Here is a 24,582-nt window from a genome sequence, read left to right as displayed (position 1 = left end):
GTGATTGTCAGTGGCTGTGCAGTCCAAGAAAATCGACAATCTGGGTGAAATGATTCTCAAAGCCCGTGAAAGCATGGTTTCCGCCCTCTTCTACAGTCTGGCGGCAAGAGGCGTAATACGCCACTGCCTGGCGATAATCCAGCACTTCATCACCCGTCTGTTGCAGCAGCCAGATAAGATCGGGCGCGTCCAGCGGGTCTATCTGCATAACTTTGAGGTCGTAAATATGGCGTGACTCTAGCACATATTGTTGTCCGGTGTAGGGGTTCTCGTTTTGCCCGAGAAAGTCCCTCAGCAGCTCAAAGGGCCGTACTGCCGGGTTAACAACTACCGCAGGGAGCATAAAGCATTGCGAGAGCCAGGTGGCGTAATAACCGCCCAGCGAAGAGCCCACGACGCCGAACGATTCACCGCCATGTTCCATCACGATGGACTCCAACATCTCTGCGGCATCAGCCGGATACGGCGGGAGTTGCGGAACGATGATCTCAATGTGCGGATGATGCGCACCGAGCCACTGACCAAATTGCGTCGCCTTCGCGGAACGCGGGGAGCTGTTGAACCCGTGTAAATAAAGGAGCGTAGACATCAGTATCCTTCTGACGCGGTATCAGGGCGGAACGTCGCACTTTGCAGACGGCAAACTTCCGTCGTCAGCGAGCCATCGGCATGCAGTTCCAGCCAGCGCCAGCCTGGCGCTATCGTGTCTAACGTAAAGTTGGCGCAGTGCGGTTTGAACTGGACACACGTCGACGGCGTCGCCAGCAAACGGCGGCCGTTCCAGTCGAGATCCTGTTCCTGATGAATATGACCACACAACAGATTGTTGACATGGGGATATTTGGACAATACGCGATCCAGCGCCGCTGAATTGCGCAGGCTATGTTGATCGAGCCAGCTGCATCCCGCAGGCAAAGGGTGATGATGCAGTAACAGCAGGGTATGACGCTCAGGAGCGGCAGCGAGTTTATTCTCCAGCCACTCCAGCTGAAAATCACTCAACTCACCGTGCGGGACACCGAACACCTGCGTATCCAACAGCAAAATTTGCCAGTGTTCACCCACAAACACGCGCTTGGCGGGTGAAATGCCCGCATCGTGCAGCGTACTGTACATCGCTGGCTGAAAATCATGATTGCCGGGTAACCAGACGCAGGGCACGCTAAAGCTCGCGATCCCTGTCGCAAAATGCTGATAGGCCGCAGCGCTTTGATCTTGTGCCAAATCGCCCGTAGCCGCTATCAAATCGCAGTGGCGATTCTCGGCGTGAATGGCATCCAGTACCGCCTGATAACTCTCCCAGGTGTTTACACCTAACAGCGTTTCATGCTTTTCGGCAAACAGGTGGGTATCAGTGATTTGTAATATCCTGACTGGCGCCCCACCAGCAACAGTCAGGTTTAACAGGCTTTCCAAATGGTGTCCTTAGGTAGGTTTATGACGCTAACAAACCGGAATCGCCATTGCTCCATGTGCAAAACAATATCTTAGCCAGTCGGCTAAAAACTGGTTAATTTGATGCTTTTCGTCGCGTTGATGCAACTTTTTATTAGGATAATCATACCGCGCTTTAAAGCGGAAGATCTGCTGACTTGAACACACTTCGGCCACCATCGCATCATGATAAAGCCGTACCGACATCGACGGCAGGCTCCAGTAGCTGATCGCAGGAGCCGTTTGCTTGATTTCTACCAGGGTCGTGTAACGAGTCGATTCAATAATCGTTAATCGATACTGCGCGTTGCTCACCTGATAGCTTACCATTTCGCCGGGCGCGTCATCACGCGGCAACAGGCGGCGTAATTGCGCGAAATTGGTTTCGCACAAACGCATCATTTCTGGGAAGTCAGGTGTATAACGCTTCATTTTTTCCACTCGTTTCGTAAGTCTTGATAATGCAGCTGGAGCCATTGCAAAGCGATGACAGAGGCCGCGTTGTCGATTTTCCCCTCTTTTACCCACTGGTAAGCCTGTTCCCGACTCACCACATGAACACGAATATCTTCGTTTTCATCTGCCAGACCGTGAATACCTTCCGCGATCGTGGCGTCCACTTCCCCCACCAGAATAGAAGAGCGCTCGGTGGCTCCGCCAGGGCTTGCCAGATAGCTCAGAACGGGTTTCGTCCGGCCCACTTTCAGCCCGGCTTCTTCCTCTGCCTCACGGCGGGCGACATCCTCCGGCGTTTCACCTTCTTCGATCATGCCTGCGACCATTTCCAGCAGCCACGGGGTTTCGCTGGTATCCATCGCCGCAATCCGTATCTGTTCAATCAATACCACTTCATCGCGCACTGGGTCAAAGGGTAGCAAGACTGCGGCATGCCCGCGCTCAAAAATTTCACGTCGAACTTCTCCGCTCATTTCACCGTTAAACAAGCGATGCCTAAAACGGTAAAGTTCCAGTGAAAAAAATCCGCTATATAACTTTTCCCGTGCAATAATTTCTACATCGTTTTTGGTGAACGTCACTGGCAATTCATCTGGTTTTTGCATAACGGTTTCCTGGTCATAATCATGATGAAATTATGAATTTCAAGGCTGTTTGGCTGCCGTTTCAAAGGCTATATGATAGATTGATGCAAATTACAGCCGGATGGCACGTAACGCCAACCTTTTGGTGTGGATGATTCTGTTAGAATCGGCAAATATTTTTAACGAGATCAGCGCTAATACTGCTTCACAACAAGGAATGCAAATGAAGAAATTGCTCCCCATCCTTATCGGCCTGAGCCTGACGGGCTTCAGCGCGATGAGCCAGGCAGAAAACCTGTTACAGGTTTATCAGCAAGCACGTCTGGGCAACCCTGAGCTGCGTAAGTCGGCTGCCGATCGTGATGCTGCGTTCGAAAAAATTAACGAAGCACGCAGCCCGTTGCTGCCGCAGTTGGGCTTAGGTGCAGATTATACCTACGGCAATGGATTCCGTGACAGCAACGGTGTTAACTCCAACACCACCGGCGCATCTCTGCAATTAACGCAAACCTTGTTTGATATGTCCAAGTGGCGTGCGCTGAGTCTTCAAGAGAAAAGCGCGGGCATTCAGGACGTCACCTACCAGACGGATCAGCAATCACTGATTCTGAACACCGCAACGGCGTACTTCAACGTGTTGAGCGCGATCGATTCGCTCTCCTACACCGAAGCGCAGAAACAAGCAGTTTATCGTCAGTTGGATCAAACCACGCAGCGTTTTAACGTAGGCCTGGTCGCAATCACTGACGTGCAGAACGCCCGCTCCCAATACGACACCGTACTGGCGAACGAAGTGACCGCGCGTAATAACCTTGATAACGCGCTGGAATCTCTGCGTCAGGTGACGGGCAATTACTATCCTGAACTGGCTTCGTTGAACGTCGACAACTTCAAAACGGATAAACCGCAGGCCGTTAACGCCCTGCTGAAAGAAGCAGAAAACCGCAACCTGGCGCTGTTACAGGCACGTCTGAGCCAGGATCTGGCACGCGAGCAAATCCGTCAGGCACAGGATGGTCACCTGCCAACCCTGAGTCTTACGGCGTCCAGTGCCGTCACGGACACCTCTTATAGCGGTTCTAAAACCGGCGGTGCCAATGCTTCGCAGTTTGACGACAGCAATGTGGGCCAAAATAAAGTGGGCCTGAGCTTCTCCATGCCGCTGTATCAGGGCGGTATGGTTAACTCTCAGGTTAAACAAGCTCAGTACAACTTTGTTGGCGCAAGCGAACAGCTGGAAAGCGCACACCGCAACGTGGTGCAGACCGTGCGCTCTTCGTTCAACAACGTGAATGCCTCTATCAGCAGCATCAACGCCTACAAACAGGCTGTTGTGTCGGCGCAGAGTTCATTGGACGCATCAGAAGCCGGTTATTCGGTCGGTACGCGTACCATTGTTGACGTGCTGGATGCGACCACCACGCTGTTTAACGCCAAACAACAGCTCTCCAACGCACGTTACAACTACCTGATTAACCAGCTGAATATTAAATCAGCTCTGGGTACGCTGAACGAGCAGGATCTGCAGATGCTGAACAGTACGCTGGGCAAGCCAATTCCGACAACGCCTGAAAACGTCGCGCCGGAAAACCCACAGCAGGATGCCAGCGCTGATGGCTATAACGCCAACGGTGCCGCCCCTGTTGCACAGCCCGCAGCGGCTCGCACGACCACCAAAAACTCAGCCGGTAACCCGTTCCGTAACTGATGTTAAAACCCGGTCTATGGCTCCATAGGCCGGGTTAGCTCTGCTCCAGTCGACATATAAACGTAAGCCAACGTAAAGATCCCCCTGACGCTCCCTCTGCGCTTCATTTTCAACCACTCATCCTCTATCCTAAGCCTTATTTCCTATGTAATACCACTGGGTCCTGGAAGACAAAAATGAAACGGACAAAAACGATTAATCACGCCTCGTTCCGCAAAAACTGGAACGCACGCCATCTCACTCCGGTCGCTCTGGCGATCACCGCCGTATTTTTGCTGGCGGGATGTGAGCAATCCGACGAAACGGTATCGATGTATCAGAATGCCGATGACTGCTCAAGCGCCACCGGTAAAAGCGCAGAATGTACCACTGCGTACAACAATGCGCTGAAAGAAGCCGAACGCACTGCGCCAAAATATGCGACGCGTGAAGACTGTATCGCCGAATTCGGTGAAGGTCAGTGTCAGCAAGCGCCTGCCCAGGCAGGCATGGCGCCAGAAAACCAGGCGCAAGCACAATCCAGCGGCAGCTTCTGGATGCCACTGATGGCGGGCTACATGATGGGCCGTATGATGGGCGGCGGCGCGGGCTTCCAGCAGCAGCCTCTGTTCAGCTCTAAAAATCCAAATAGCCCGGCTTACGGTAAATACACCGACGCCAGCGGCAAAGGCTACGGTGCTGCACAGCCAGGCCGCACTGCGACCGTTCCAAAAACTGCCATGGCACCAAAACCGGCAACCACCAGCACCGTGACGCGTGGCGGGTTTGGCGACTCGGTTGCAAAACAGTCCACCATGCAGCGTAGCGCGACGGGTTCTTCCACGCGCTCAATGGGCGGCTGATAATGGAACGAGTCAGTATTGTTGAGCGCCCGGACTGGCGCGAAAAAGCGACCGAATACGGCTTTAATTTCCACACCATGTACGGCGAACCGTACTGGTGTGAGGATGCTTACTACAAATTGACGCTCGCTCAGGTTGAGAAACTCGAAGACGTCACCGCCGAACTGCATCAGATGTGCCTCAAGGTTGTGGAAAAAGTGATTGCCAGCGATGAGCTGATGACCAAATTCCGCATCCCTAAGCATACCTGGGGCTTTGTGCGTCATGCCTGGCAGACCAATCAGCCTTCTCTCTATTCCCGCCTCGACCTGGCGTGGGATGGCGTGGGCGATCCTAAAATGCTGGAAAATAACGCAGATACCCCGACCTCATTGTATGAAGCGGCGTTCTTTCAGTACATCTGGCTCGAAGATCAGGTCGCCGCGGGCAACTTGCCGGAAGGCAGCGATCAGTTCAACAGTTTGCAGGAAAAGCTGATCGAACGCTTCGCCGAGCTGCGCGAGCAGCACGGGTTCAATCTGCTGCATCTTGCGTGCTGTCGTGACACGGTTGAAGATCGTGGAACAGTGCAGTATTTGCAGGATTGCGCGGCAGAAGCGGAAGTCGCCACTGAATTTTTGTACATCGAAGATATCGGTTTAGGCGAGCGCGGACAGTTCACGGATACGCAAGATCAGGTGATTAGCAACCTGTTCAAACTCTATCCGTGGGAATTCATGCTGCGCGAAGTGTTTTCCACCAAACTGGAGGACGCAGGCGTACGCTGGCTGGAACCTGCCTGGAAAAGCATTATCTCCAATAAAGCGCTGCTGCCGATGCTGTGGGAGATGTTCCCCAATCACCCCAATCTGCTGCAAGCGTACTTCGCTGAAGACGATCATCCACCGATGGACAAATACGTCATCAAGCCGATCTTCTCACGCGAAGGGGCCAACGTTTCGATTATCGAAAACGGCAAAACCCTGGAAGCTGCCGAAGGGCCGTATGGCGAAGAAGGCATGATCGTTCAGGAATTTTACCCGCTGCCGAAATTTGGTGACAGCTACGTCCTGATTGGAAGCTGGCTCATCAACGATCAGCCAGCCGGGATTGGCATTCGTGAAGATCGCGCGCTGATCACACAGGATCTGTCGCGCTTCTATCCGCACATTTTTGTCGAGTAATATCTGATTCTCTCTCCCCTGCGGGAGAGAGATCATTACCCCACCTGCACTGACAACATGCTGAGACTGCCCATCTCAATGCCGTCCACCGGTATGCTCACTGGCTCCTGACCATCCCACGCACCCAGAACATACAGCAGCGGTAAAAAGTGTTCCGCCGTCGGGTTAGACAGTGAACCGCCTTCATGATCCAGGTAATTCACCAGCGGATGCTCTTCCACCGGGCCCTGCCAGGTCAAATTCGCTTTGACAAAATCATTGAACGATGTGGCCCACGGATACGGGGTATTTTCACCGTGCCAGCGCGCCGTGCGCAGGTTATGAACCACGTTACCACTGGCGACCAGCATGATGCCTTCATCGCGCAGCTTCGCCAGTTTGCGCCCCATCTCTAAATGCCACGCTGCCGGTTTGGTGCTGTCGATACTCAACTGCACCATCGGGATATCAGCATCCGGATACATTTTGATCAGCACGCCCCACGAACCATGGTCAAAGCCCCAGGCTTCTTTATCCAACGTGACCGGAACGGGAGCCAGAAGATCCACCAGCTGCTGTGCAAGCTCAGGCGATCCTGGCGCGGGATAATGCGTGTCATACAGCGCCTGAGGGAAACCGCCAAAATCATGAATGGTTTTAGGCGCTTCCATTGCCGTCACGCCAGTACCTCGCGTAAACCAGTGTGCAGACACCACCACGATCGCTTTTGGACGCGGCAACGTCTCACCCAGTTCACGCCAGGCACGCGTATAAACGTTATCCTCCAGGACGTTCATCGGGCTACCGTGGCCCAAAAACAGTGCTGGCATACGAGAAGAAGTCATGGTGATATCCTTACATAAGGTGTCGATTTAATAACGCTACATTACGCGCTATCGTCCGAAGATGAACTCAGATAAGCATGATGATGATCTTCAGAAATTTTGAATGTAAGGAGTCTGTAAAGCAGAGAATGCCCTCTCGCTTTGCTGCGGATTCATTATTAGCATGGGTAAGACGCATTTTCATAAGGAGACGTGAATGTCAGTACCGCTGATTCTGACCCTACTTGCGGGGGGCGCGACCTTTATTGGTGCGATTCTTGGCGTAATCGGTCAGAAACCGTCTAACCGCGTGCTGGCGTTTTCTCTGGGTTTCGCGGCGGGGATTATGCTGTTGATTTCCCTAATGGAAATGTTGCCTGCGGCGCTTCGGACCGACGGTATGTCGCCCGTCATGGGTTACGGCATGTTTGTCGTGGGGCTGCTGGGTTATTTTGCTCTCGACAAAATGCTCCCGCACGCGCATCCACAAGATTTGATGCAGAAAAACGCTAAGCCCGCTCGCGGTAATATCAAACGTACCGCCATTTTACTGACGCTGGGCATCAGCCTGCATAACTTCCCGGAAGGGGTTGCGACTTACGTGACGGCCAGTAATAACCTTGAACTGGGCTTTGGTATCGCGCTGGCCGTTGCTTTACACAATATTCCTGAAGGACTGGCGGTTGCGGGGCCGGTTTATGCCGCGACAGGCTCAAAACGTACGGCGATTCTGTGGGCTGGAATTTCAGGTCTGGCAGAAATTTTAGGCGGCGTGCTGGCCTGGCTGATTCTGGGCAGCATGATCTCGCCGGTAGTGATGGCTGCGATTATGGCAGCTGTGGCAGGAATTATGGTCGCATTATCGGTGGATGAACTGATGCCGCTGGCAAAAGAGATCGATCCTAACAACAACCCGAGCTACGGCGTGCTGTGCGGAATGTCGGTGATGGGATTAAGTCTGGTGCTGTTGCAAACGGCAGGATTCGGATAAAAAAACGCCGGGCAAACCCGGCGTTTTTCTTTAGCTGGCTTTACGCTCGTGCGCCTGGCGATACTCCACCAGATCTTCGATCGTCACCACCGGCATATTGTGCAGACGAGCAAAAGTGACACACTCCGGCGCGCGCGCCATCGTACCGTCATCATTGGTCAGTTCACACAAAACGCCTGCGGGCTTAAAGCCGGCCAGCGTCACCAGATCGATAGTCGCTTCAGTGTGACCACCGCGCGTTAACACGCCACCCGCCTGCGCGCGCAGCGGGAACACGTGGCCCGGGCGATGCAGGTCAGACGGTTTCGCGCCATCCGCAATAGCGGCGCGAACGGTCGTCAGACGGTCAGCAGCAGAAACACCGGTTGTCACGCCGTGTGCAGCTTCAATCGTCACGGTAAAACCGGTGCCGAAAGCGCTGGTGTTGTTCTCAACCATCATTGGCAGGTCGAGTTGTTTGCGGCGTTCTTCGTTGATACACAGGCACACAATGCCGCTGCCGTGACGGATGGTCAACGCCATCTGCTCAACGGTCATATTTTCTGCGGCGAAGATCATGTCACCTTCGTTTTCACGATGTTCATCGTCGAGCACCATCACACCGCGGCCTTCGCGCAGTGCATCAAGTGCGTGTTCAACACGTTCAATAGAAGTGCCAAAAGAGGAAAGTAGCGTCTGATTCATGGTAAAAAAACCTCATTAACTTTATGGTTACCAGAATCAGGGCAGTCTTAGGAGCGCCGTATAAGCGGCAAAAAGATAACGTGAGCGGGCCATGCCCGACTTGATCGTTACTCTCTCCCATCCGGACTCTAACCGTCGGCTCCGGAATTACACCGGATCTGCTGACCTTTACGTTTTCACCTAAAGCGCTCGCGGGCTTTCAGCGCAAGGCTGATTTACCGCCGGTGGGGAATTTCGCCCCGCCCTGAGAATAAGCGAGATAACTATAACGCTATTGATTAACCCGGGCAATGCATAAGCTTCAAACAATTCTGGTTTATATAATTCCTTCAGCAGCCTGCGCTGAGTTATCTACGACCTGAATGATTTTGTGTATCTGAGAAGAAATTACACGCTACAATGGTCGCTAACGCCTTCTGATCAAGGGAAACGACAATGATTGACCCGAAAAAAATTGAACAAATTGCCCGTCAGGTTCATGAGTCCATGCCAAAAGGCATTCGTGAGTTTGGTGATGACGTCGAAAAGAAAATTCGCCAGGTGTTGCAGTCACAGCTGACGCGTCTTGATCTGGTGAGCCGCGAAGAGTTTGATGTGCAGACTCAAGTCCTGTTACGCACCCGCGAAAAAATCGCGCTGCTGGAACAGCGTCTGACCGAGCTTGAAAATCGCGGTACGACAGCTGAAGTGAAACCGGCTCCGGCGATCCCACCGGTAGACGAAGCGGAATAATCTGCGCACGTCATGGGGATGTAAGGCCTGATGCCCTCACCCCGCGCTCTTCCACAGGGAGAGGGAGAAAAAAACGAACGGGCCGCGCGGCCCGTTTTTAATATCCTGAATGCATGCCCGACTTACTGGCTGTCTTTCTGGATCTTCTTAATGATGTTAGTGGTTGAACACCCGTCTTCAAAATTCAGCACCATCACTTCGCCGCCGTTTGCCCACACCTCTTCGCTGCCCGCGATTTGCTCCGGCTTATAATCTCCGCCCTTCACCAGCAGATCGGGCAGAATACCGGCAATCAGGCGCTGCGGGGTGTCTTCTTCAAATGAGACCACCCAGTCTACGGCTTCCAGCGCGCCGAGGACGATCATGCGCTGCTCCATCGGATTCACCGGACGCGTTTCACCTTTGAGACGTTTTGTGGATGCATCGCTATTCACCGCGACAATCAGACGATCGCCAAGCTTGCGCGCGTTCGCCAGGTAGGAAACATGGCCTGCGTGCAGAATGTCGAATACGCCGTTGGTCATGACGACTTTCTCGCCGCGCTTACGCGCCGCTGCGACGGCCACTTTCAGCTCGTCTTCACTCATCACGCCAAAGCCGGTATCAGCCCGACCGCGCACCGCGTTTTCCAGCTCAATCGGAGAAACGGTTGATGTACCGAGTTTACCCACGACCACACCGGCGGCCGCGTTAGCGAAATAGCACGCCTCTTCCAGAGAGTTGCCCGCCGCCAGCGTTGCCGCCAGGACGCCAATCACCGTATCGCCCGCGCCGGTCACATCATAAACTTCCTGTGCCTGCGTTGGCATATGCAGCGGCGGTTTACCCGGCTGTAACAGCGTCATGCCTTGTTCGGAACGGGTGACCAACAGCGCGGAGAAGTCGAAATCAGCGATGATTTTCATCCCGCGCTCAACGATCTCTTCTTCGTTTTTGCACTTGCCGGCAACCGCTTCAAATTCGGACAAGTTTGGCGTAAGGAGCGTCGCACCGCGATAGCGCTCAAATTCCGTGCCTTTTGGGTCGATTAAAACCGGAACGCCCGCTTTTCGCGCCAGCTGGATCATCTGCTGCACGCTGGCCAACGCGCCCTTGGCGTAGTCAGACAGTACCAGCGCGCCAATGCTGCCCAATGCCTGCGCAATGCGCTCGTGCATCGGCTCGGGATCGACGCCTTCAAAACCTTCTTCAAAGTCGAGGCGGATCAGCTGCTGGTTACGCGAAAGCACGCGCAGCTTAGTGATTGTCGGATGCGTTGGCACAGAAACGAAATCACACTTCACGTTAACGTCGGCCAGCGTTTTGCTAAGCGCACGCGCCGCGTCGTCAATGCCCGTCAAGCCAACCAGACGCGAATGCGCGCCCAGAGAGGCAATATTCATCGCCACGTTTGCCGCGCCGCCAGGACGCTCCTCAATGGTGTCCACTTTGACAACCGGGACCGGTGCCTCAGGGGAAATGCGGCTGGTCGGCCCGTACCAGTAGCGGTCCAGCATCACATCACCGACTACCATAACTCCAGCACGTTCGAACTCTGGCAGTGTTACTTTCATTCCTGACTCCAGAAAGATTCACAATTTGCGCGCGATAATATCACAATTATCCTCTAAATCATTCGAGCGACAGGCAGGCGGCAACGCCGCGAATCCCCAGGAACTTACTCCAGTATGTGACTGGGATAAGCGAGGAATGCCAACGCATCTGTCGCTCGAAGGATGACGGGGAAACGTTAAGCACGGTCCACCAGCCACTTCTGCCAGCTTGCAGACACCTGAGCGCGTTCAGCGGTAAAACAGTCCAGCGCCACATGGCCCGGTTGTTCCTGTAACGCCAGATGATGCAGCTCGTCACGAAGCGTGGTGTACGCGTGGGTGAGCGCCTGCGCTTCCTGCTCATCCATAATGTCGTTTTGCGCCAGCAGCTCCAGAATGCGCACATTATCAGACCAGCGTGTCAGCTTCGGTTTGGCGTGCGCATGGCGGAGCACCAGATATTGCGTAATAAACTCAATATCCGTAATTCCCCCTTCATCGGCTTTGATATCAAAGCGATCGCGATGTTTATTGCCGAGATGCGCACGCATTTTCTCGCGCATTTCACGCACTTCAGTTTGCAGCGTTTCGCCTTCACGCGTCGCGATCAGTACATCGCGGCGAATGGCGTCAAACTGCGTTTTAAGCTGCGGATCGCCGTATACCACGCGGGCGCGCACCAGCGCCTGATGCTCCCAGGTCCATGCCTCGTGTTGCTGATATTCCGCAAAAGATTCGGTAGAGGTAACCAGCATGCCCGCCGCACCGGACGGGCGCAGACGCGCGTCGACTTCGTACAAAATCCCGGACGACGTACGAGTGCTGAACAGATGCATCACGCGCTGGGCAAGACGCAAATAGAACTGACGCCCGTCGATTTCGCGCTCGCCATCGGTCATAACGTCAACCGGGCAATCGTGAAGGAAGATCAAATCCAGATCGGAGCTGTAACCCAGCTCCCAGCCGCCCAATTTGCCATAGCCCACCACGGCAAAACCACGCCCCTCGCGATCCGACAAGTGCGTTGGCTGACCGTAACGCGCCACCATCTGCCCCCAGGCCTGCTGCACCACTGCGTCGATCATCGCCTCGGCAAGCCAGGTTAAATGATCGCTGACTTTCATTACCGGCAGCGTGCCAGCGATATCCGCGGCCGCCACGCGCAGCATTTGCGCCTGCTTGAACTGGCGCAACGCTTCGAGCTGCTGCTCTTCATCGTCTTCCGGAACGCGCAGCAGATATTGGCGTAGCTCATCGCGATAGGCATCCATCGCGGTCGGCTGGTACAGCGTATTGGGATCGAGCAACTCATCAAGCAGCAGCGGATAACGCGCCAGCTTGCTCGCCACCATCGGCGATGCCGCACAGAGGGAAATCAGATGTTTGAGCGCCCCGGGGAACTCGCTGAGCAGCTCAAGATAGGTTGTCCGCGTGATGATCCCCGTGAGGAGCGGCGTCACGCGAGACAGCGGGACAGGCGCATCGGCGCGCGAGCAGACGTCGCTCAATAAATGCGGCATCAGGTGATCAAGCACCTGGCGTCCACGCGGTCCAATGGCGCGCTTGTTCATCTCCATACGGAAATCGGCGATCAGCGCGACCACGCGATGGCGGTCATCGTCACTGAGATGCGCCAGCACCGGCGTGGTGTCGTCTTCCTGCAGCGCATCCTGCCACAGCTCGCGCCAATGCTCGGACAACGTATCATCCTGCGTGTCGCTCTCGTCATCACCAATCAAATCGTTAAAAATGCGCCGCACACCGGCCATATGCGCATCCAGTTTTTCGGTCAGCGCCTGCCAGTCATCGACGCGCATCCCCCAGGCCAGACGTGCACGATTCAGGTCGTCGCCCGGCAGCGTTTGGGTTTGCTCATCGTTAATGCTTTGCAGCAGGTTTTCCAGGCGGCGTAAATAAAGATACGCGTCGCGCAGGGTTTGCGCGTTGCCTTCCGGCAGCAGATGCAGCTGATCAATGGCCTCTAACGTCGGTAGCAACGAGCGCGATTGAAGCGACGGCTCGCGTCCACCGCGAATCAGCTGGAACACCTGAACGATAAATTCGATTTCGCGAATGCCGCCCGCACCGAGTTTGATATTGTCCTTCAAACCCCGACGACGTACTTCTCGCGCAATCATCCCTTTCATGTTGCGCAGCGACTGAATCACGCTGAAGTCGATGTAACGACGGAACACGAACGGGCGCAGCATGGCGCGCAGCTCGCTGGCGTACACATCGCCGTTATCGCCCATGATGCGCGCTTTGACCATCGCATAGCGTTCCCAGTCGCGGCCCTGCTCCTGGTAATAATCTTCCAGCGCCGCAAAGCTCAACACCAGCGGACCGCTGTCACCAAACGGACGTAAACGCATATCCACGCGATAGACAAAACCGTCCTGAGTGGGCTGGTCCAGCGCTTTGATTAAGCGCTGCCCCAGACGCGTAAAGAACTGGGCGTTATCCAGCTCGCGGCGACCACCGCGCGTTGCGCCCTTTTCCGGCCAGGCAAAAATCAAATCGATATCCGACGAAAAATTCAGCTCGCCACCGCCCAGCTTGCCCATGCCTAAAATCATCAGCGGCTGCGGCGTGCCCTCTTCACTGCACGGCGTGCCCCATTCTTTACAGCAGGCGTCGTACAGCCAGTCGCGCGCCGTCACGATCAGCGTCTCCGCCAGACAGCTCAACTGCTGCAATGTGCTTTCTTCACTTATCAGTTCCAGCGATTGTGCCCAGGCGATGCGAACCATCACCCGACGACGGAACTGGCGCAGCACGCGCATCAGCGTCGGTTCATCGGCCACATCGGCTAACGCCTCATTTAGCCACTGGGCATAATGCTGCCACTCATCCGCCTGCGGCGGCGCCGTCTCAAGTTCAGCCAGCCATTCAGGATTGGCGGTAATACTCTCCTGAACAAAATCGCTAAAGGTAAGCACTTGCTGCGCCTGCTCGCTTAGGGAGGACGCGGGTAACGATTCTGGCAGACGGTCACAAACCGTCTGCCAGTGCTGCTGTAACAGTGAAGAAAGCGGCATGCTGGGGGTTCCTTGCCTGAGTTAACGTTTTCCGCTGTGCAGCCAGAACGGCTCTTGCGAAATAGCCTCATTACGGAAATGTTCAATTTCAATACGTTGACGCGTTTCGATGGCGTGTCGCAGCCCCTGCCAGTTCTCCAGCCACGCCTGCGCTTTCACGCCGTCGTAGGAGCCTGCCAGCAGCAGAATGCTGTCGATATCGCGCGTCAGACGAATCAGCTGATCGCGGTATTGATCGCCAAGCGGACGGTCAAAAATCGTTTTCAGCTCCGCAGCACTGCGGGACATATGCGTATCCGCGAAGCGTTTGAATGAATCCGCGATTTTTTTCTGCGCTTTATCATCGAGGAATGGCTGCCAGCCGCGTGTTACCAGAAATTCGGTTAACGCCAGTTTTGCCGCAGCGGTTTGCGGGCTGTAGACCGCCGTTTGCGCGGAGATATCGGTCGCCATGAGGGCTTCCGTCTGCGTCAGGAAATCGCGTAAGTGAGCGCTCGCTTTACGCGGAACCACGCCGCCGAAAAGCGTCAGCGTGCTGCGCACCAGCCCCATGGCGGACAGCACGTTGGCTTTTGCCTCTTTCACGCCACGAACCCACAGCTCTTCATGGTACTGCCACTGGCTCAGCGCCAGTTCCAACGCGGCTTCAAGGCCTTGCTCGACGCTGACTTTTGCAGGAACGCGCAGAATAGTCGTTGGCTTGAGCTCGCGCGGTGCATTTCCGGCGGCAAGATGATAACCGCGCGCGGCTTTACTCAGGCTACCCTGACGCAGACCTGACTGGCCCACCAGCTTACGCGCCAGCTTCAGCACATCATCCGCATCGCCTTCCAGTAGCTCAAGTTCCAGTTCGCAAATCGGCTCCTGGAACTCACCGGCTTTCACTTCGCCTAAATCGAGGGCGATTTCAATACGGCTTTTGCCTTCATTGACCAGCCACTTTTCGCGTAAGAAATCGGTGCTAAACAGCGGTGCTGCCTGCGCCGCCAGGCTCTCTGGCAGCTCGCCGTTCGGCCAGACTTCTGCCGGGAAGCGATCCAGTTCAAGTTCTGGCTTTGCAATGTCGATATTGTATTCAGGACGCTGATGCAGGCCGCCGACTACGCGTCCGGCGATTTTCATCGTCATCTCGTAATGGCCGTTCGCACCGCGAATACGCAGCCCCATATCATGGCTGCGTAGCCAGTTGTCGGGCGTTTCGTAATAGATGTTGAGCAGCTGTACCGGGTCGTGATGTTCGCCGGAGAGCTGATGAAGGTGAGTGCGCAGCGCATCAACGCTGTCATTTTCGACGATAAATTTTAATTCAATTTCTTGAGCCATAGATTTCTACTTTGGGTTGCGTCACAGCCGCATCAATGAAGGCGAACTTCCTCGCCATATATGTGTCAGTACATAGTATTTTGCGCCAAATTGCCACGCAATGAGCAATTTGACGGGCGTAAAAGTTTGCAGGGGCGACACAGATGATTCCGATTGCTGATGAATGCTTTGCGTGGAGACACTGTTGCCTCTACTATCGTTCCACTTTTTACGAAAATAACGACTGATGATGCTTAAATTTCGCCTGATTGGACTCACTTTACTGACATTGAGCGCCGCGACTGCGGTCCATGCAGAAGAGAAACGTTACGTTTCTGACGAACTGAATACCTGGGTCCGTAGCGGTCCTGGAGACAATTATCGCCTCGTGGGTACGGTAAATGCCGGCGAGGAAGTGGTTTTGTTACAGACAAATCAAGACACCAGCTACGGTCAGGTCCGCGATAGCACCGGCCGCACCTCCTGGATCCCACTGAAAGAACTGAGCAACGTGCCCAGCCTGCGCACCCGCGTGCCGGACCTGGAAAATCAGGTGAAAACCCTGACCGACAAGCTGAACAATATCGACACCACCTGGAACCAGCGCACCGCTGAAATGCAGCAGAAAGTGGCGCAAAGCGACAGCGTGATCAACGGCCTGAAAGACGAGAACCAGAAGTTGAAAAACGAGCTGATCGTCGCCCAGAAAAAGGTGAGTGCAGCCAATCTGCAGCTCGATGACAAACAACGCACCATCATCATGCAGTGGTTTATGTATGGCGGCGGCGTGCTGGGCGTCGGTCTGGTGCTGGGTCTGGTTCTGCCGCATCTGATCCCAAGCCGTAAACGCAAAGACCGCTGGATGAACTAATTCGTCTTCTCTGCCAGACTTACGTATCATCGTGTGAAAAATGAATACGGGAGTTTGAGGCGTGAAGATTTATCTGGTCGGTGGTGCGGTACGTGATGCGTTGTTGGGTCTGCCGGTCAAAGATAAAGACTGGGTTGTGGTTGGTGCCACACCAGAAGAGATGCTTAACGCGGGCTATCAGCAGGTAGGCCGTGATTTCCCTGTGTTTCTTCACCCAAAAACGCGCGAAGAATACGCCCTGGCGCGCACGGAACGCAAAGCCGGTTTGGGTTATACCGGTTTCACATGCTACGCCGCGCCGGACGTCACGCTTGAGCAAGATCTGCTGCGCCGCGATCTCACGATCAACGCGCTGGCGCAAGATGATGACGGTCATATCATCGATGTGTTCGACGGTAAACGCGATCTGCAAAACCGCCTTCTGCGTCACGTCTCCCCGGCTTTTTCTGAAGATCCGCTACGCGTTCTGCGCGTCGCGCGATTTGCTGCACGTTACGCCCATCTTAGCTTCCGCATTGCCGATGAAACCCTGGCGCTGATGACCGCGATGACTGCGGCGGGCGAGCTGGAACACCTCACGCCTGAACGCGTGTGGAAAGAGACGGAAAATGCCCTGACGACGCGTAATCCGCAGGTCTTTTTCCAGGTGCTTCGCGACTGTGGCGCGTTGAAAGTGCTGTTCCCGGAAATTGACGCGCTGTTTGGCGTACCGGCTCCAGCGAAATGGCATCCGGAAATTGACACCGGCATTCATACGCTGATGACGCTGAGCATGGCTGCGATGCTTAGCCCCGATGTGGACGTGCGCTTTGCGACGCTGTGTCACGATTTAGGGAAAGGCTTAACGCCAAAAGCGTTCTGGCCGCGCCACCACGGACACGGTCCAGCGGGTGTAAAACTGGTTGAAGGGATTTGCCAGCGCCTGCGTGTGCCAAATGACATTCGCGATCTGGCTAAGCTGGTCGCTGAGTTCCACGACTTAATTCATACCTTCCCGATTCTGAAACCCGCCACTATCGTGAAGCTGTTCGACAACATCGACGCCTGGCGCAAGCCGCAGCGCGTGGAGCAAATTGCACTGACCAGTGAAGCCGACGTGCGCGGACGCACCGGCTTTGAAGCCTGCGATTATTCACAAGGGCGTTTACTGCGTGAAGCGTGGGAAATCGCCAAAGCCGTGCCGACGAAAGACGTGGTTGAAGCCGGGTTTAAAGGGCCAGAGATTCGGGAAGAGTTAACGAAAAGACGCGTTCAGGCCGTCGCAGACTGGAAGGAAAAGCGTTGCCCTCAGCCGAAAGACTGAGGGCAGTGGGTCAGAAGAAGACCACGTACACGGCTGCCGCGACGATAAAGCGGTAGATAGCAAACGGAATGAAAGAGATACGTTTGATGAGCTGCAGGAAGGTTTTGATCGCCACCAGCGCCACGAGGAACGCGGTCACAAAACCTACGGCAAACATAGGGAAATCCGCCGCCGTCAGGAAGTGATAGCTCTTATAGAGATCCAGCGCGGTGGCACCTATCATCATTGGCACCGCCAGCAGGAATGAGAATTCCGAGGCCGCATAGCGGCTCACGCCCATCAGCATACCGCCGGAAATGGTTGCACCTGAACGCGAAAAGCCCGGCCACAGCGCCAGACACTGGAAGCAGCCAATCATAAAGGCCTGACGATACGTCATATCGTCCAGCCCCGGCGCTTTTGGCTCTTTTGGTTTCAGCAGCTCTGCGGCAATCAGCAGCACACCGCCCACCACCAGCGCGTACATCACGTTAATCGGGTTAAACAGCGATTTGATCGCGTCGTGGAAAATCAGCCCCAGCACAACAGCTGGCACCATACCCAGCAGAATATGAATGAGCGTCAGACGGCCTTTGCCTTCGCCTTCGTGCTGCGGCGGACGACCAAAATGAATGCCGATGAGGCCAAACAGGCGTCGCCAGAACATCACCACCACGGCCAGGATAGAACCTAACTGAATGACCACTTCGAATGTCTTGGCCGTCTCGCCCTCAAAGCCCAGCAAATGACCGACGATGATCATGTGCCCGGTACTGGAAACCGGCAAAAACTCCGTCAATCCTTCGACCACACCCAATATTGCCGCCACCAGCAGCGAGTGCATATCGCTCATCTCATCAACCCTTATTAAAAAGTAAAAAACGGCTCACCAAAGGGGTAGCCGCGAAAGATACAGCTGTAAGACCGGTATAACTGAAAATGGTTTAGCAATGATGACGTTAATTATTGTCTTTAAGATTTTGGCTACGCTCGATGATCACCCCGACGTTTGTCGCACGTGCCACTGCGCCAGGTTTGCTGAGTTTGATGCGCACCCAGGGTGAATTGAACCGGCTTAACAGCAGATCCGCCACCTCTTCGGCCACACGCTCGACCAGCGCAAAACGCTGCCCTTCGACATGATTCACGACCGTTTCGCTGATATCCGCGTAGCTCAGGCAATCTTTCACATCGTCACTTTTGGCGGACAGGCGATTATCCCAGCCCATTTCGATATCGAACACCAGCTTCTGCTCGATGGTCTGTTCCCAGTCGTAAACACCAATTGTGGTGATTACCGAAAGTTGCTCTATAAATACAATATCCATCACGACCTGCCTGCTTTTTGGCTAAACCGGATACCACTCCCGGCGAATTATGCGTATTATCCACAGATGCAGAGAATACAGATACATTTTCAAAACGGAACAGCGTTATGAGTGCAATCGCGCCTGGAATGATCTTCCTCGCTTACCTTTGCGGCTCCATCTCCAGCGCCATTCTGGTCTGCCGCATCGCCGGATTACCTGACCCGCGCGTCAGTGGTTCCGGGAATCCGGGGGCGACCAATGTACTACGAATTGGCGGCAAGAGAGCAGCCGTAGCGGTTTTGGTTTTTGATGTTCTGAAAGGGATGCTTCCCGTCTGGGGCGCATACGCGCTGGGCGTCACGCCGTTCTGGCTGGGGCTTATCGCCATCGCCGCCTGCGTCGGTCATATCTGGCCCATTTTCTTCCATTTTAAAGGTGGCAAAGGCGTCGCAACGGCCTTTGGTGCTATCGCGCCCATTGGCTGGGATTTAACCGGCGTGATGGCGGGCACCTGGCTTTTGAGCGTCTTACTGAGCGGCTATTCCTCGCTCGGCGCGATCGTCAGCGCGCTTATCGCCCCGTTCTACGTCTGGTGGTTTAAACCCCAGTTCACTTTCCCCGTTTCGATGCTCTCCTGCCTTATTCTCCTGCGTCATCACGACAATATTCAGCGTCTGTGGCGTCGTCAGGAAACCAAAATCTGGACCAAGCTTAAAAAGAAAAAAGCACCGAAATAAAAATTATCTTAGCCCGGTACGTATAACGATATCGGGCGTTTCCTTCCTCGTATCATCATCTTTTCCTATGACAAAAAACGCCAGCGGCTGATCCATACTCGAACCATTCGGGAATGCGTACACAGGGGCGAAATCTTGCAGGGCACACCAGCAAAAAAGCACACCGACGGCTGGCAGGCTTCGCTCGCGTTGCAGTTTTGTCACACCCCTGAAAAAACGGTTCTGCATTCGGCGCGACACGTCGGCCCGCTCACCGTTCAACGCCCATTTTATCCCGAAGAAGAGACCTGTCACCTGTACCTGTTGCATCCTCCGGGCGGCATTGTCGGTGGCGATGAACTCAACATTTCCGTACAGCTTGAACCAAACAGCCATGCGCTTATCACCATGCCCGGTGCCAGCAAGTTCTATCGTAGCAGCGGTCCGCAGGCACGTCTGAATCAGCACTTCTTTATAGAAGAGAACGCCACGCTGGAATGGCTGCCGCAGGACACGATCTTTTTTCCCGGTGCCAACGCCGCTTTGCAATCTGTGTTTAATCTGCATCATTCCAGCACGCTGCTGGCCTGGGAGCTGTTCTGTCTGGGCCGCCCGGTGATTAATGAAACCTTTAGCCACGGCACCATTGAAAGCCGGCTGGAGGTATGGCTCAACGATGAACCACTGTTAATCGAGCGCCAGCATCTTGCCGATGGCGATCTCGCGCCCGTGTCCAGTCACCCATGGATCGGCACGCTGCTGTGCTATCCGGCCAGCGAGGCATTGCTGGAAAGCGTGCGGGAAAAACTCGTCACGCTGGATAATTTTGCGGGCGCGACGCTCACCGATGGCCTGCTGTCGGTGCGCTTTCTTTCGCACGACAACCTGATTTGCCAGCGGGCGATGCGCGAAATCTGGCAATGTCTTCGCCCGCACGTCATCGCCAAAATGCCCCACCCGCCCCGAATCTGGCAGACCTGAGAGACCCATTATGGAACTGACCCCAAGAGAAAAAGACAAGCTGTTGCTGTTTACCGCCGCGCTGGTCGCGGAACGTCGCCTGGCCCGAGGCGTCACGCTCAATTACCCGGAATCGGTCGCGCTGATCAGCGCCTTCATTATGGAAGGGGCCCGCGACGGACAAACCGTGGCGGAACTCATGGAAGCCGGTCGTCATGTGCTGACGCGCGCGCAGGTGATGGAAGGCGTGCCGGAAATGATCCCGGATATTCAGGTGGAAGCCACGTTTCCGGATGGGTCAAAGCTCGTCACCGTTCACAATCCGATCGTATAGGGGGAGACATGATCCCAGGCGAATATCAGATCAAACCCGGGCAGATCGCCATCAACGCGGGGCGTGAAACCCAAAGTACGATCGTCGAGAATCATGGCGACCGACCGATCCAGGTGGGATCCCATTACCATTTTTACGAGGTCAATCCCGCGCTGAAATTTGATCGCGAAGCCACAAAAGGCTATCGCCTCAATATTCCTGCCGGTACCGCCGTGCGCTTTGAGCCGGGGCAAAAACGTGAAGTGACGCTGGTGCTGGTCGCTGGCGCACAACGCATTTTCGGTTTTCGCGGCGACGTGATGGGCGATCTGGAGATAAAAAATGGCTGAGATTTCACGCCAGGCGTATGCCGACATGTTCGGTCCAACGACGGGCGACAAAGTACGCCTGGCCGATACAGACCTTTGGATTGAGGTCGAAAACGATCTCACGATCTACGGTGAAGAAGTGAAGTTCGGCGGCGGAAAAGTGATTCGCGACGGCATGGGCCAGGGGCAAATGACGGCGCAGGACTGTGTGGATCTGGTGCTGACCAACGCGCTGATCGTCGATCACTGGGGGATCGTGAAGGCGGATATCGGCGTCAAAGACGGCAGGATCTTTGCCGTGGGCAAAGCCGGTAATCCCGATATTCAGCCCGGCGTGACGATCCCGATTGGTGCCGCAACTGAAGTGATCGCCGCCGAAGGCAAAATCGTCACCGCAGGCGGGATCGACACGCACATCCACTGGATCTGCCCGCAGCAGGCGGAAGAAGCGCTGGTTTCCGGCGTCACCACCATGATTGGCGGTGGAACTGGCCCGGCGGCCGGCACGAATGCCACCACCTGCACGCCAGGGCCGTGGTATATCGCACGTATGCTCCAGGCGGCGGATACGCTGCCCGTCAATATTGGTCTGCTCGGCAAAGGCAATGGCTCGAATCCTGACGCACTGCGCGAGCAAATCGCAGCAGGAGCAATTGGCCTTAAAATTCACGAAGACTGGGGTTCCACGCCTGCGACGATCAACTGCTCTTTAAGCGTTGCCGAGGAGATGGACATTCAGGTGGCGCTGCACAGCGACACGCTGAATGAGGCGGGTTTTGTCGAGGACACGCTGGCCGCCATTGACGGTCGCACCATTCATACGTTTCATACCGAAGGCGCGGGCGGCGGTCATGCCCCCGATATTATCACTGCCTGCGCGCACCCCAATATTTTGCCCTCCTCCACCAATCCTACGCTGCCGTACACGGTAAACACCATCGACGAGCATCTGGACATGCTGATGGTCTGCCATCACCTCGATCCTGATATCGCCGAGGACGTAGCATTCGCGGAATCACGCATTCGCCGAGAAACCATCGCCGCAGAAGATGTCCTGCACGATATCGGCGCATTCTCGCTTACATCATCGGATTCACAAGCCATGGGGCGCGTCGGCGAAGTGATTATCCGCACCTGGCAGGTCGCGCATCGGATGAAGGTGCAACGCGGCGCGCTGGCCGAAGAGTCCGGCGATAACGACAACTTCCGCGTGAAGCGTTACGTCGCGAAATACACCATCAATCCAGCGCTGACGCACGGCATCGCCCATGAGGTCGGCTCCGTTGAGGCGGGAAAACTGGCGGATCTGGTGGTCTGGTCACCCGCGTTCTTTGGCGTGAAGCCCGCTTCGATTGTGAAAGGCGGGATGATTGCCTGTGCGCCGATGGGCGATATCAACGCGTCCATACCTACGCCGCAGCCCGTGCATTATCGCCCGATGTTTGGCTCGCTGGGCGCGGCACGTCATGCCACGCGCCTGACGTTTATTTCACAAGCCGCGGATGCCAACCGCATCCCGCAACAGCTGAACCTGCAAAGCGCGATTGCGGTCGTGAAAGGCTGCCGCACGGTGAAAAAAGCCGACATGATCCACAACGGTCTGCAACCGAATATCACCGTTGACGCGCAAACCTACGAGGTGCGTATCGACGGCGAACTCATTACCAGCGAGCCGGCAGACGTTTTGCCGATGGCGCAACGTTATTTTCTGTTCTGAGGAGCAACGATGATCACCTTAACCCAACGCCTTGACCATGCGCACACCGTGACCGCCAGCGTCACGCTGCCGATTGATATCCGGGTGAAAAGCCGCGCCAAAGTGGAACTGAATGATGGCCGCGAAGCGGGTCTGATGCTGCCGCGCGGTCTGCTGTTACGCGGGGGGGATTTACTCTCCACGGATGACGGTAGCGAGATTATCGAAGTGATCGCCGCGGAAGAATCCGTGTCCGTCGTGCGCTGTGCCGATCCTTATCTCCTCGCCCGCGCCTGTTATCACCTCGGCAACCGTCACGTGCCGCTGCAAATCCTGCCCGGCGAGCTGCGCTATCACCACGATCACGTCCTTGACGACATGCTGCGCAAGTTTGATCTCGACGTCACCTTCGCGCATCTGCCGTTTGAACCGGAAGCCGGAGCCTATACCAGCGACGCCCACAGCCATTCTCACGCGCATTCGCATTAGGAACCAAATGGAACACAACCGCCAGCAGTTGCGCCTGATGCAGCTTTCCAGCAGCAGTTTGCCGGTGGGCTCGTTCACCTGGTCACAGGGGCTGGAGTGGGCGGTAGAAGCGGGCTGGATAACGACTCACTCTGAATTTAAGCGCTGGCAGATCCAGCAGATGGAACAGAGTTTTTTCTGCGTCGATTTGCCGCTGTTCATCCGCCTGTATCGCGCCTGTGAGCAGAACGACGCGGTGAGCGCCAAACGCTGGACTGCGTATCTGCTGGCCTGTCGCGAAACGCGCGAGCTGCGCGAAGAAGAACGCAATCGCGGTGCCGCGTTTACCCGACTGATTAAAAGCTGGGAACCCGACTGCCCGCAAGAATGGCTGCCGCTGTTTGCGCAAAGTCAGCTATGCGGGATGGCGTGGCTGGGCGTGCGCTGGGAAATTAACGCACACGAACTGGCGCTGAGCCTGGGCTATAGCTGGATCGAAAGCGCGGTGATGGCGGGCGTCAAACTGGTGCCATTCGGGCAACAGGCTGCACAGCAGTTGATCATAGAGCTGAGCGACCATTTTGCCGCTGGGCTTGAACACGCGTGGCGACGCGGCGATGAGGAACTGGGCGCAGCAACGCCGCTTTCAGCCATTGCGTCGGCACGTCACGAAACACAATATTCACGGTTATTCCGATCATGAGGTTTCACAATGGCTGATTATAAACATCCCCTGCGCGTTGGCGTGGGCGGCCCGGTGGGTTCGGGCAAAACCGCGCTGCTGGAAGCGCTGTGCAAAGCAATGCGTGAGCAATACCAGCTGGCGGTGGTGACCAACGATATTTACACCAAAGAGGATCAGCGCATCCTGACCGAAGCAGGCGCGCTGGAGCCGGATCGGATCGTCGGAGTGGAAACGGGTGGCTGTCCGCATACCGCGATTCGCGAAGATGCGTCGATGAATCTCGCCGCTGTCGAAGCGCTCAGCGAAAAGTTCGGCAATTTGGATCTGATTTTTGTCGAAAGCGGCGGTGATAACTTAAGCGCAACGTTTAGCCCGGAGCTGGCGGATCTGACGATTTACGTCATCGACGTGGCGGAAGGCGAAAAGATCCCGCGTAAAGGCGGGCCGGGGATCACGAAATCCGATTTTCTGGTGATCAATAAAACCGATCTGGCACCTTACGTGGGCGCATCGCTGGAGGTCATGGAACGGGATACGAACCGGATGCGCGGCGAACGCCCGTGGACGTTTACCAATCTGAAAGTTGGCGACGGTCTGAGTAAGATTATTGGATTTTTGGAAGACAAAGGAATGTTGAAGGTGTAATGAATCGCCCGGCCAGCAGGATTGCCGCCGGGCAAAAC

Annotated in this window: 26 protein-coding genes and 1 riboswitch; of the genes, 15 read left to right on the top strand and 11 right to left on the bottom strand. The window is 55.3% G+C overall.

Going from position 1 to position 24,582, the window contains the following annotated elements:
• Nucleotides 1–7: 7 nt before the first annotated feature.
• From yqiA to nudF, 4 genes are read right to left on the bottom strand one after another with little or no spacing between them, the layout of a single operon-like run.
• Complete coding sequence (gene yqiA, locus AC0LWE_RS08945; RefSeq protein WP_059177488.1) at nucleotides 8–589, bottom strand: esterase YqiA; 582 nt, start codon at nucleotides 587–589, stop codon at nucleotides 8–10.
• Nucleotides 589–1,416 carry a 3',5'-cyclic-AMP phosphodiesterase gene (cpdA, locus tag AC0LWE_RS08940; RefSeq protein ID WP_219347367.1) on the bottom strand — a complete coding sequence of 276 codons (828 nt, stop codon included), beginning with the start codon at nucleotides 1,414–1,416 and terminating at the stop codon, nucleotides 589–591. Before cpdA ends, yqiA begins: the two co-directional genes overlap by 1 nt.
• 27 nt (nucleotides 1,417–1,443) lie before the next feature.
• On the bottom strand, nucleotides 1,444–1,866 hold the full coding sequence (locus tag AC0LWE_RS08935; RefSeq protein ID WP_131486333.1) for a DUF1249 family protein: 423 nt from the start codon (nucleotides 1,864–1,866) through the stop codon (nucleotides 1,444–1,446).
• Nucleotides 1,863–2,495 (bottom strand): ADP-ribose diphosphatase, encoded by a 633-nt coding sequence (nudF, locus tag AC0LWE_RS08930; RefSeq protein WP_219347366.1) that lies wholly within the window; start codon nucleotides 2,493–2,495, stop codon nucleotides 1,863–1,865. Before nudF ends, AC0LWE_RS08935 begins: the two co-directional genes overlap by 4 nt.
• A 202-nt stretch (nucleotides 2,496–2,697) precedes the next feature.
• Between nudF and tolC the strand changes: the two genes are divergently transcribed.
• The 3 genes from tolC (at nucleotide 2,698) to AC0LWE_RS08915 (ending at nucleotide 6,187) form a co-directional block, all read left to right on the top strand.
• Nucleotides 2,698–4,182, top strand: coding sequence for an outer membrane channel protein TolC (gene tolC / locus AC0LWE_RS08925; RefSeq protein ID WP_131486335.1), 1,485 nt, complete (start codon nucleotides 2,698–2,700; stop codon nucleotides 4,180–4,182).
• Nucleotides 4,183–4,358: 176 nt separating this feature from the next.
• Nucleotides 4,359–5,024: a DUF1190 family protein gene (locus tag AC0LWE_RS08920; protein WP_174342883.1), complete on the top strand. Its 666-nt coding sequence runs from the start codon at nucleotides 4,359–4,361 to the stop codon at nucleotides 5,022–5,024.
• Between the two features lie 2 nt (nucleotides 5,025–5,026).
• On the top strand, nucleotides 5,027–6,187 hold the full coding sequence (locus AC0LWE_RS08915; protein ID WP_202667744.1) for a glutathionylspermidine synthase family protein: 1,161 nt from the start codon (nucleotides 5,027–5,029) through the stop codon (nucleotides 6,185–6,187).
• A gap of 35 nt (nucleotides 6,188–6,222) precedes the next feature.
• On the opposite strand, the gene ygiD is transcribed toward AC0LWE_RS08915, so the two are convergent.
• Nucleotides 6,223–7,011, bottom strand: coding sequence for a 4,5-DOPA-extradiol-dioxygenase (gene ygiD, locus AC0LWE_RS08910; RefSeq protein WP_202666379.1), 789 nt, complete (start codon nucleotides 7,009–7,011; stop codon nucleotides 6,223–6,225).
• Between the two features lie 196 nt (nucleotides 7,012–7,207).
• On the opposite strand from ygiD, the gene zupT reads away from it, so the two are divergent.
• Nucleotides 7,208–7,981: a zinc transporter ZupT gene (zupT, locus tag AC0LWE_RS08905; RefSeq protein ID WP_131486337.1), complete on the top strand. Its 774-nt coding sequence runs from the start codon at nucleotides 7,208–7,210 to the stop codon at nucleotides 7,979–7,981.
• Nucleotides 7,982–8,011: 30 nt separating this feature from the next.
• Here the strand turns inward: zupT and ribB are convergent, their stop codons facing one another.
• Entirely contained in the window at nucleotides 8,012–8,665 is a 654-nt protein-coding gene (gene ribB / locus AC0LWE_RS08900; protein WP_059177480.1) for a 3,4-dihydroxy-2-butanone-4-phosphate synthase, read from the bottom strand.
• Between the two features lie 105 nt (nucleotides 8,666–8,770).
• A riboswitch (FMN riboswitch) is annotated at nucleotides 8,771–8,921 on the bottom strand.
• Between the two features lie 179 nt (nucleotides 8,922–9,100).
• Here ribB and ubiK point away from each other — a divergent pair.
• Nucleotides 9,101–9,397: a ubiquinone biosynthesis accessory factor UbiK gene (gene ubiK / locus AC0LWE_RS08895; RefSeq protein WP_059177479.1), complete on the top strand. Its 297-nt coding sequence runs from the start codon at nucleotides 9,101–9,103 to the stop codon at nucleotides 9,395–9,397.
• A 122-nt stretch (nucleotides 9,398–9,519) separates the two neighbouring features.
• On the opposite strand, the gene hldE is transcribed toward ubiK, so the two are convergent.
• The 3 genes from hldE to AC0LWE_RS08880 all read right to left on the bottom strand — a co-directional run bounded on the left by hldE (nucleotide 9,520) and on the right by AC0LWE_RS08880 (nucleotide 15,290).
• Entirely contained in the window at nucleotides 9,520–10,950 is a 1,431-nt protein-coding gene (gene hldE, locus AC0LWE_RS08890) for a bifunctional D-glycero-beta-D-manno-heptose-7-phosphate kinase/D-glycero-beta-D-manno-heptose 1-phosphate adenylyltransferase HldE (RefSeq protein ID WP_219347365.1), read from the bottom strand.
• Between the two features lie 176 nt (nucleotides 10,951–11,126).
• A complete protein-coding gene (gene glnE / locus AC0LWE_RS08885; protein ID WP_202667746.1) occupies nucleotides 11,127–13,967 on the bottom strand; it encodes a bifunctional [glutamate--ammonia ligase]-adenylyl-L-tyrosine phosphorylase/[glutamate--ammonia-ligase] adenylyltransferase in 2,841 nt (946 codons plus the stop codon).
• A 21-nt stretch (nucleotides 13,968–13,988) separates the two neighbouring features.
• Complete coding sequence (locus AC0LWE_RS08880) at nucleotides 13,989–15,290, bottom strand: CYTH domain-containing protein (RefSeq protein ID WP_219347364.1); 1,302 nt, start codon at nucleotides 15,288–15,290, stop codon at nucleotides 13,989–13,991.
• Nucleotides 15,291–15,519: 229 nt separating this feature from the next.
• Between AC0LWE_RS08880 and AC0LWE_RS08875 the strand changes: the two genes are divergently transcribed.
• Nucleotides 15,520–16,140, top strand: a complete 621-nt coding sequence (locus AC0LWE_RS08875; protein ID WP_059178022.1) for a TIGR04211 family SH3 domain-containing protein — start codon at nucleotides 15,520–15,522, stop codon at nucleotides 16,138–16,140.
• A 61-nt stretch (nucleotides 16,141–16,201) separates the two neighbouring features.
• A complete protein-coding gene (locus tag AC0LWE_RS08870; protein WP_202666382.1) occupies nucleotides 16,202–17,443 on the top strand; it encodes a multifunctional CCA addition/repair protein in 1,242 nt (413 codons plus the stop codon).
• Nucleotides 17,444–17,453: 10 nt separating this feature from the next.
• Here the strand turns inward: AC0LWE_RS08870 and bacA are convergent, their stop codons facing one another.
• Entirely contained in the window at nucleotides 17,454–18,275 is an 822-nt protein-coding gene (bacA, locus tag AC0LWE_RS08865) for an undecaprenyl-diphosphate phosphatase (protein WP_202693978.1), read from the bottom strand.
• Nucleotides 18,276–18,381: 106 nt separating this feature from the next.
• Nucleotides 18,382–18,750, bottom strand: coding sequence for a bifunctional dihydroneopterin aldolase/7,8-dihydroneopterin epimerase (gene folB / locus AC0LWE_RS08860; RefSeq protein ID WP_059177474.1), 369 nt, complete (start codon nucleotides 18,748–18,750; stop codon nucleotides 18,382–18,384).
• 107 nt (nucleotides 18,751–18,857) lie between these two features.
• Between folB and plsY the strand changes: the two genes are divergently transcribed.
• The 8 genes from plsY to ureG all read left to right on the top strand — a co-directional run bounded on the left by plsY (nucleotide 18,858) and on the right by ureG (nucleotide 24,544).
• Nucleotides 18,858–19,469: a glycerol-3-phosphate 1-O-acyltransferase PlsY gene (gene plsY / locus AC0LWE_RS08855; RefSeq protein WP_059177473.1), complete on the top strand. Its 612-nt coding sequence runs from the start codon at nucleotides 18,858–18,860 to the stop codon at nucleotides 19,467–19,469.
• A 135-nt stretch (nucleotides 19,470–19,604) separates the two neighbouring features.
• Complete coding sequence (locus AC0LWE_RS08850) at nucleotides 19,605–20,429, top strand: urease accessory protein UreD (protein WP_474265275.1); 825 nt, start codon at nucleotides 19,605–19,607, stop codon at nucleotides 20,427–20,429.
• 10 nt (nucleotides 20,430–20,439) lie between these two features.
• Nucleotides 20,440–20,742, top strand: coding sequence for an urease subunit gamma (locus AC0LWE_RS08845; protein WP_015960451.1), 303 nt, complete (start codon nucleotides 20,440–20,442; stop codon nucleotides 20,740–20,742).
• A gap of 8 nt (nucleotides 20,743–20,750) precedes the next feature.
• A complete protein-coding gene (locus tag AC0LWE_RS08840; protein WP_131486342.1) occupies nucleotides 20,751–21,071 on the top strand; it encodes an urease subunit beta in 321 nt (106 codons plus the stop codon).
• Nucleotides 21,064–22,767: an urease subunit alpha gene (gene ureC, locus AC0LWE_RS08835; RefSeq protein ID WP_131486343.1), complete on the top strand. Its 1,704-nt coding sequence runs from the start codon at nucleotides 21,064–21,066 to the stop codon at nucleotides 22,765–22,767. The genes AC0LWE_RS08840 and ureC overlap by 8 nt, the downstream gene beginning before the upstream one ends.
• Nucleotides 22,768–22,776: 9 nt before the next feature.
• Nucleotides 22,777–23,235 carry an urease accessory protein UreE gene (gene ureE, locus AC0LWE_RS08830; protein ID WP_202693981.1) on the top strand — a complete coding sequence of 153 codons (459 nt, stop codon included), beginning with the start codon at nucleotides 22,777–22,779 and terminating at the stop codon, nucleotides 23,233–23,235.
• Between the two features lie 7 nt (nucleotides 23,236–23,242).
• Entirely contained in the window at nucleotides 23,243–23,917 is a 675-nt protein-coding gene (locus tag AC0LWE_RS08825; RefSeq protein ID WP_219347363.1) for an urease accessory protein UreF, read from the top strand.
• Between the two features lie 9 nt (nucleotides 23,918–23,926).
• Nucleotides 23,927–24,544, top strand: coding sequence for an urease accessory protein UreG (gene ureG / locus AC0LWE_RS08820; protein ID WP_219347362.1), 618 nt, complete (start codon nucleotides 23,927–23,929; stop codon nucleotides 24,542–24,544).
• The last annotated feature ends 38 nt before the right edge of the window (nucleotides 24,545–24,582 follow it).

This window comes from Lelliottia sp. RD5, assembly GCF_056032945.1.
This window is presented reverse-complemented; position numbering and strand designations above follow the sequence as displayed.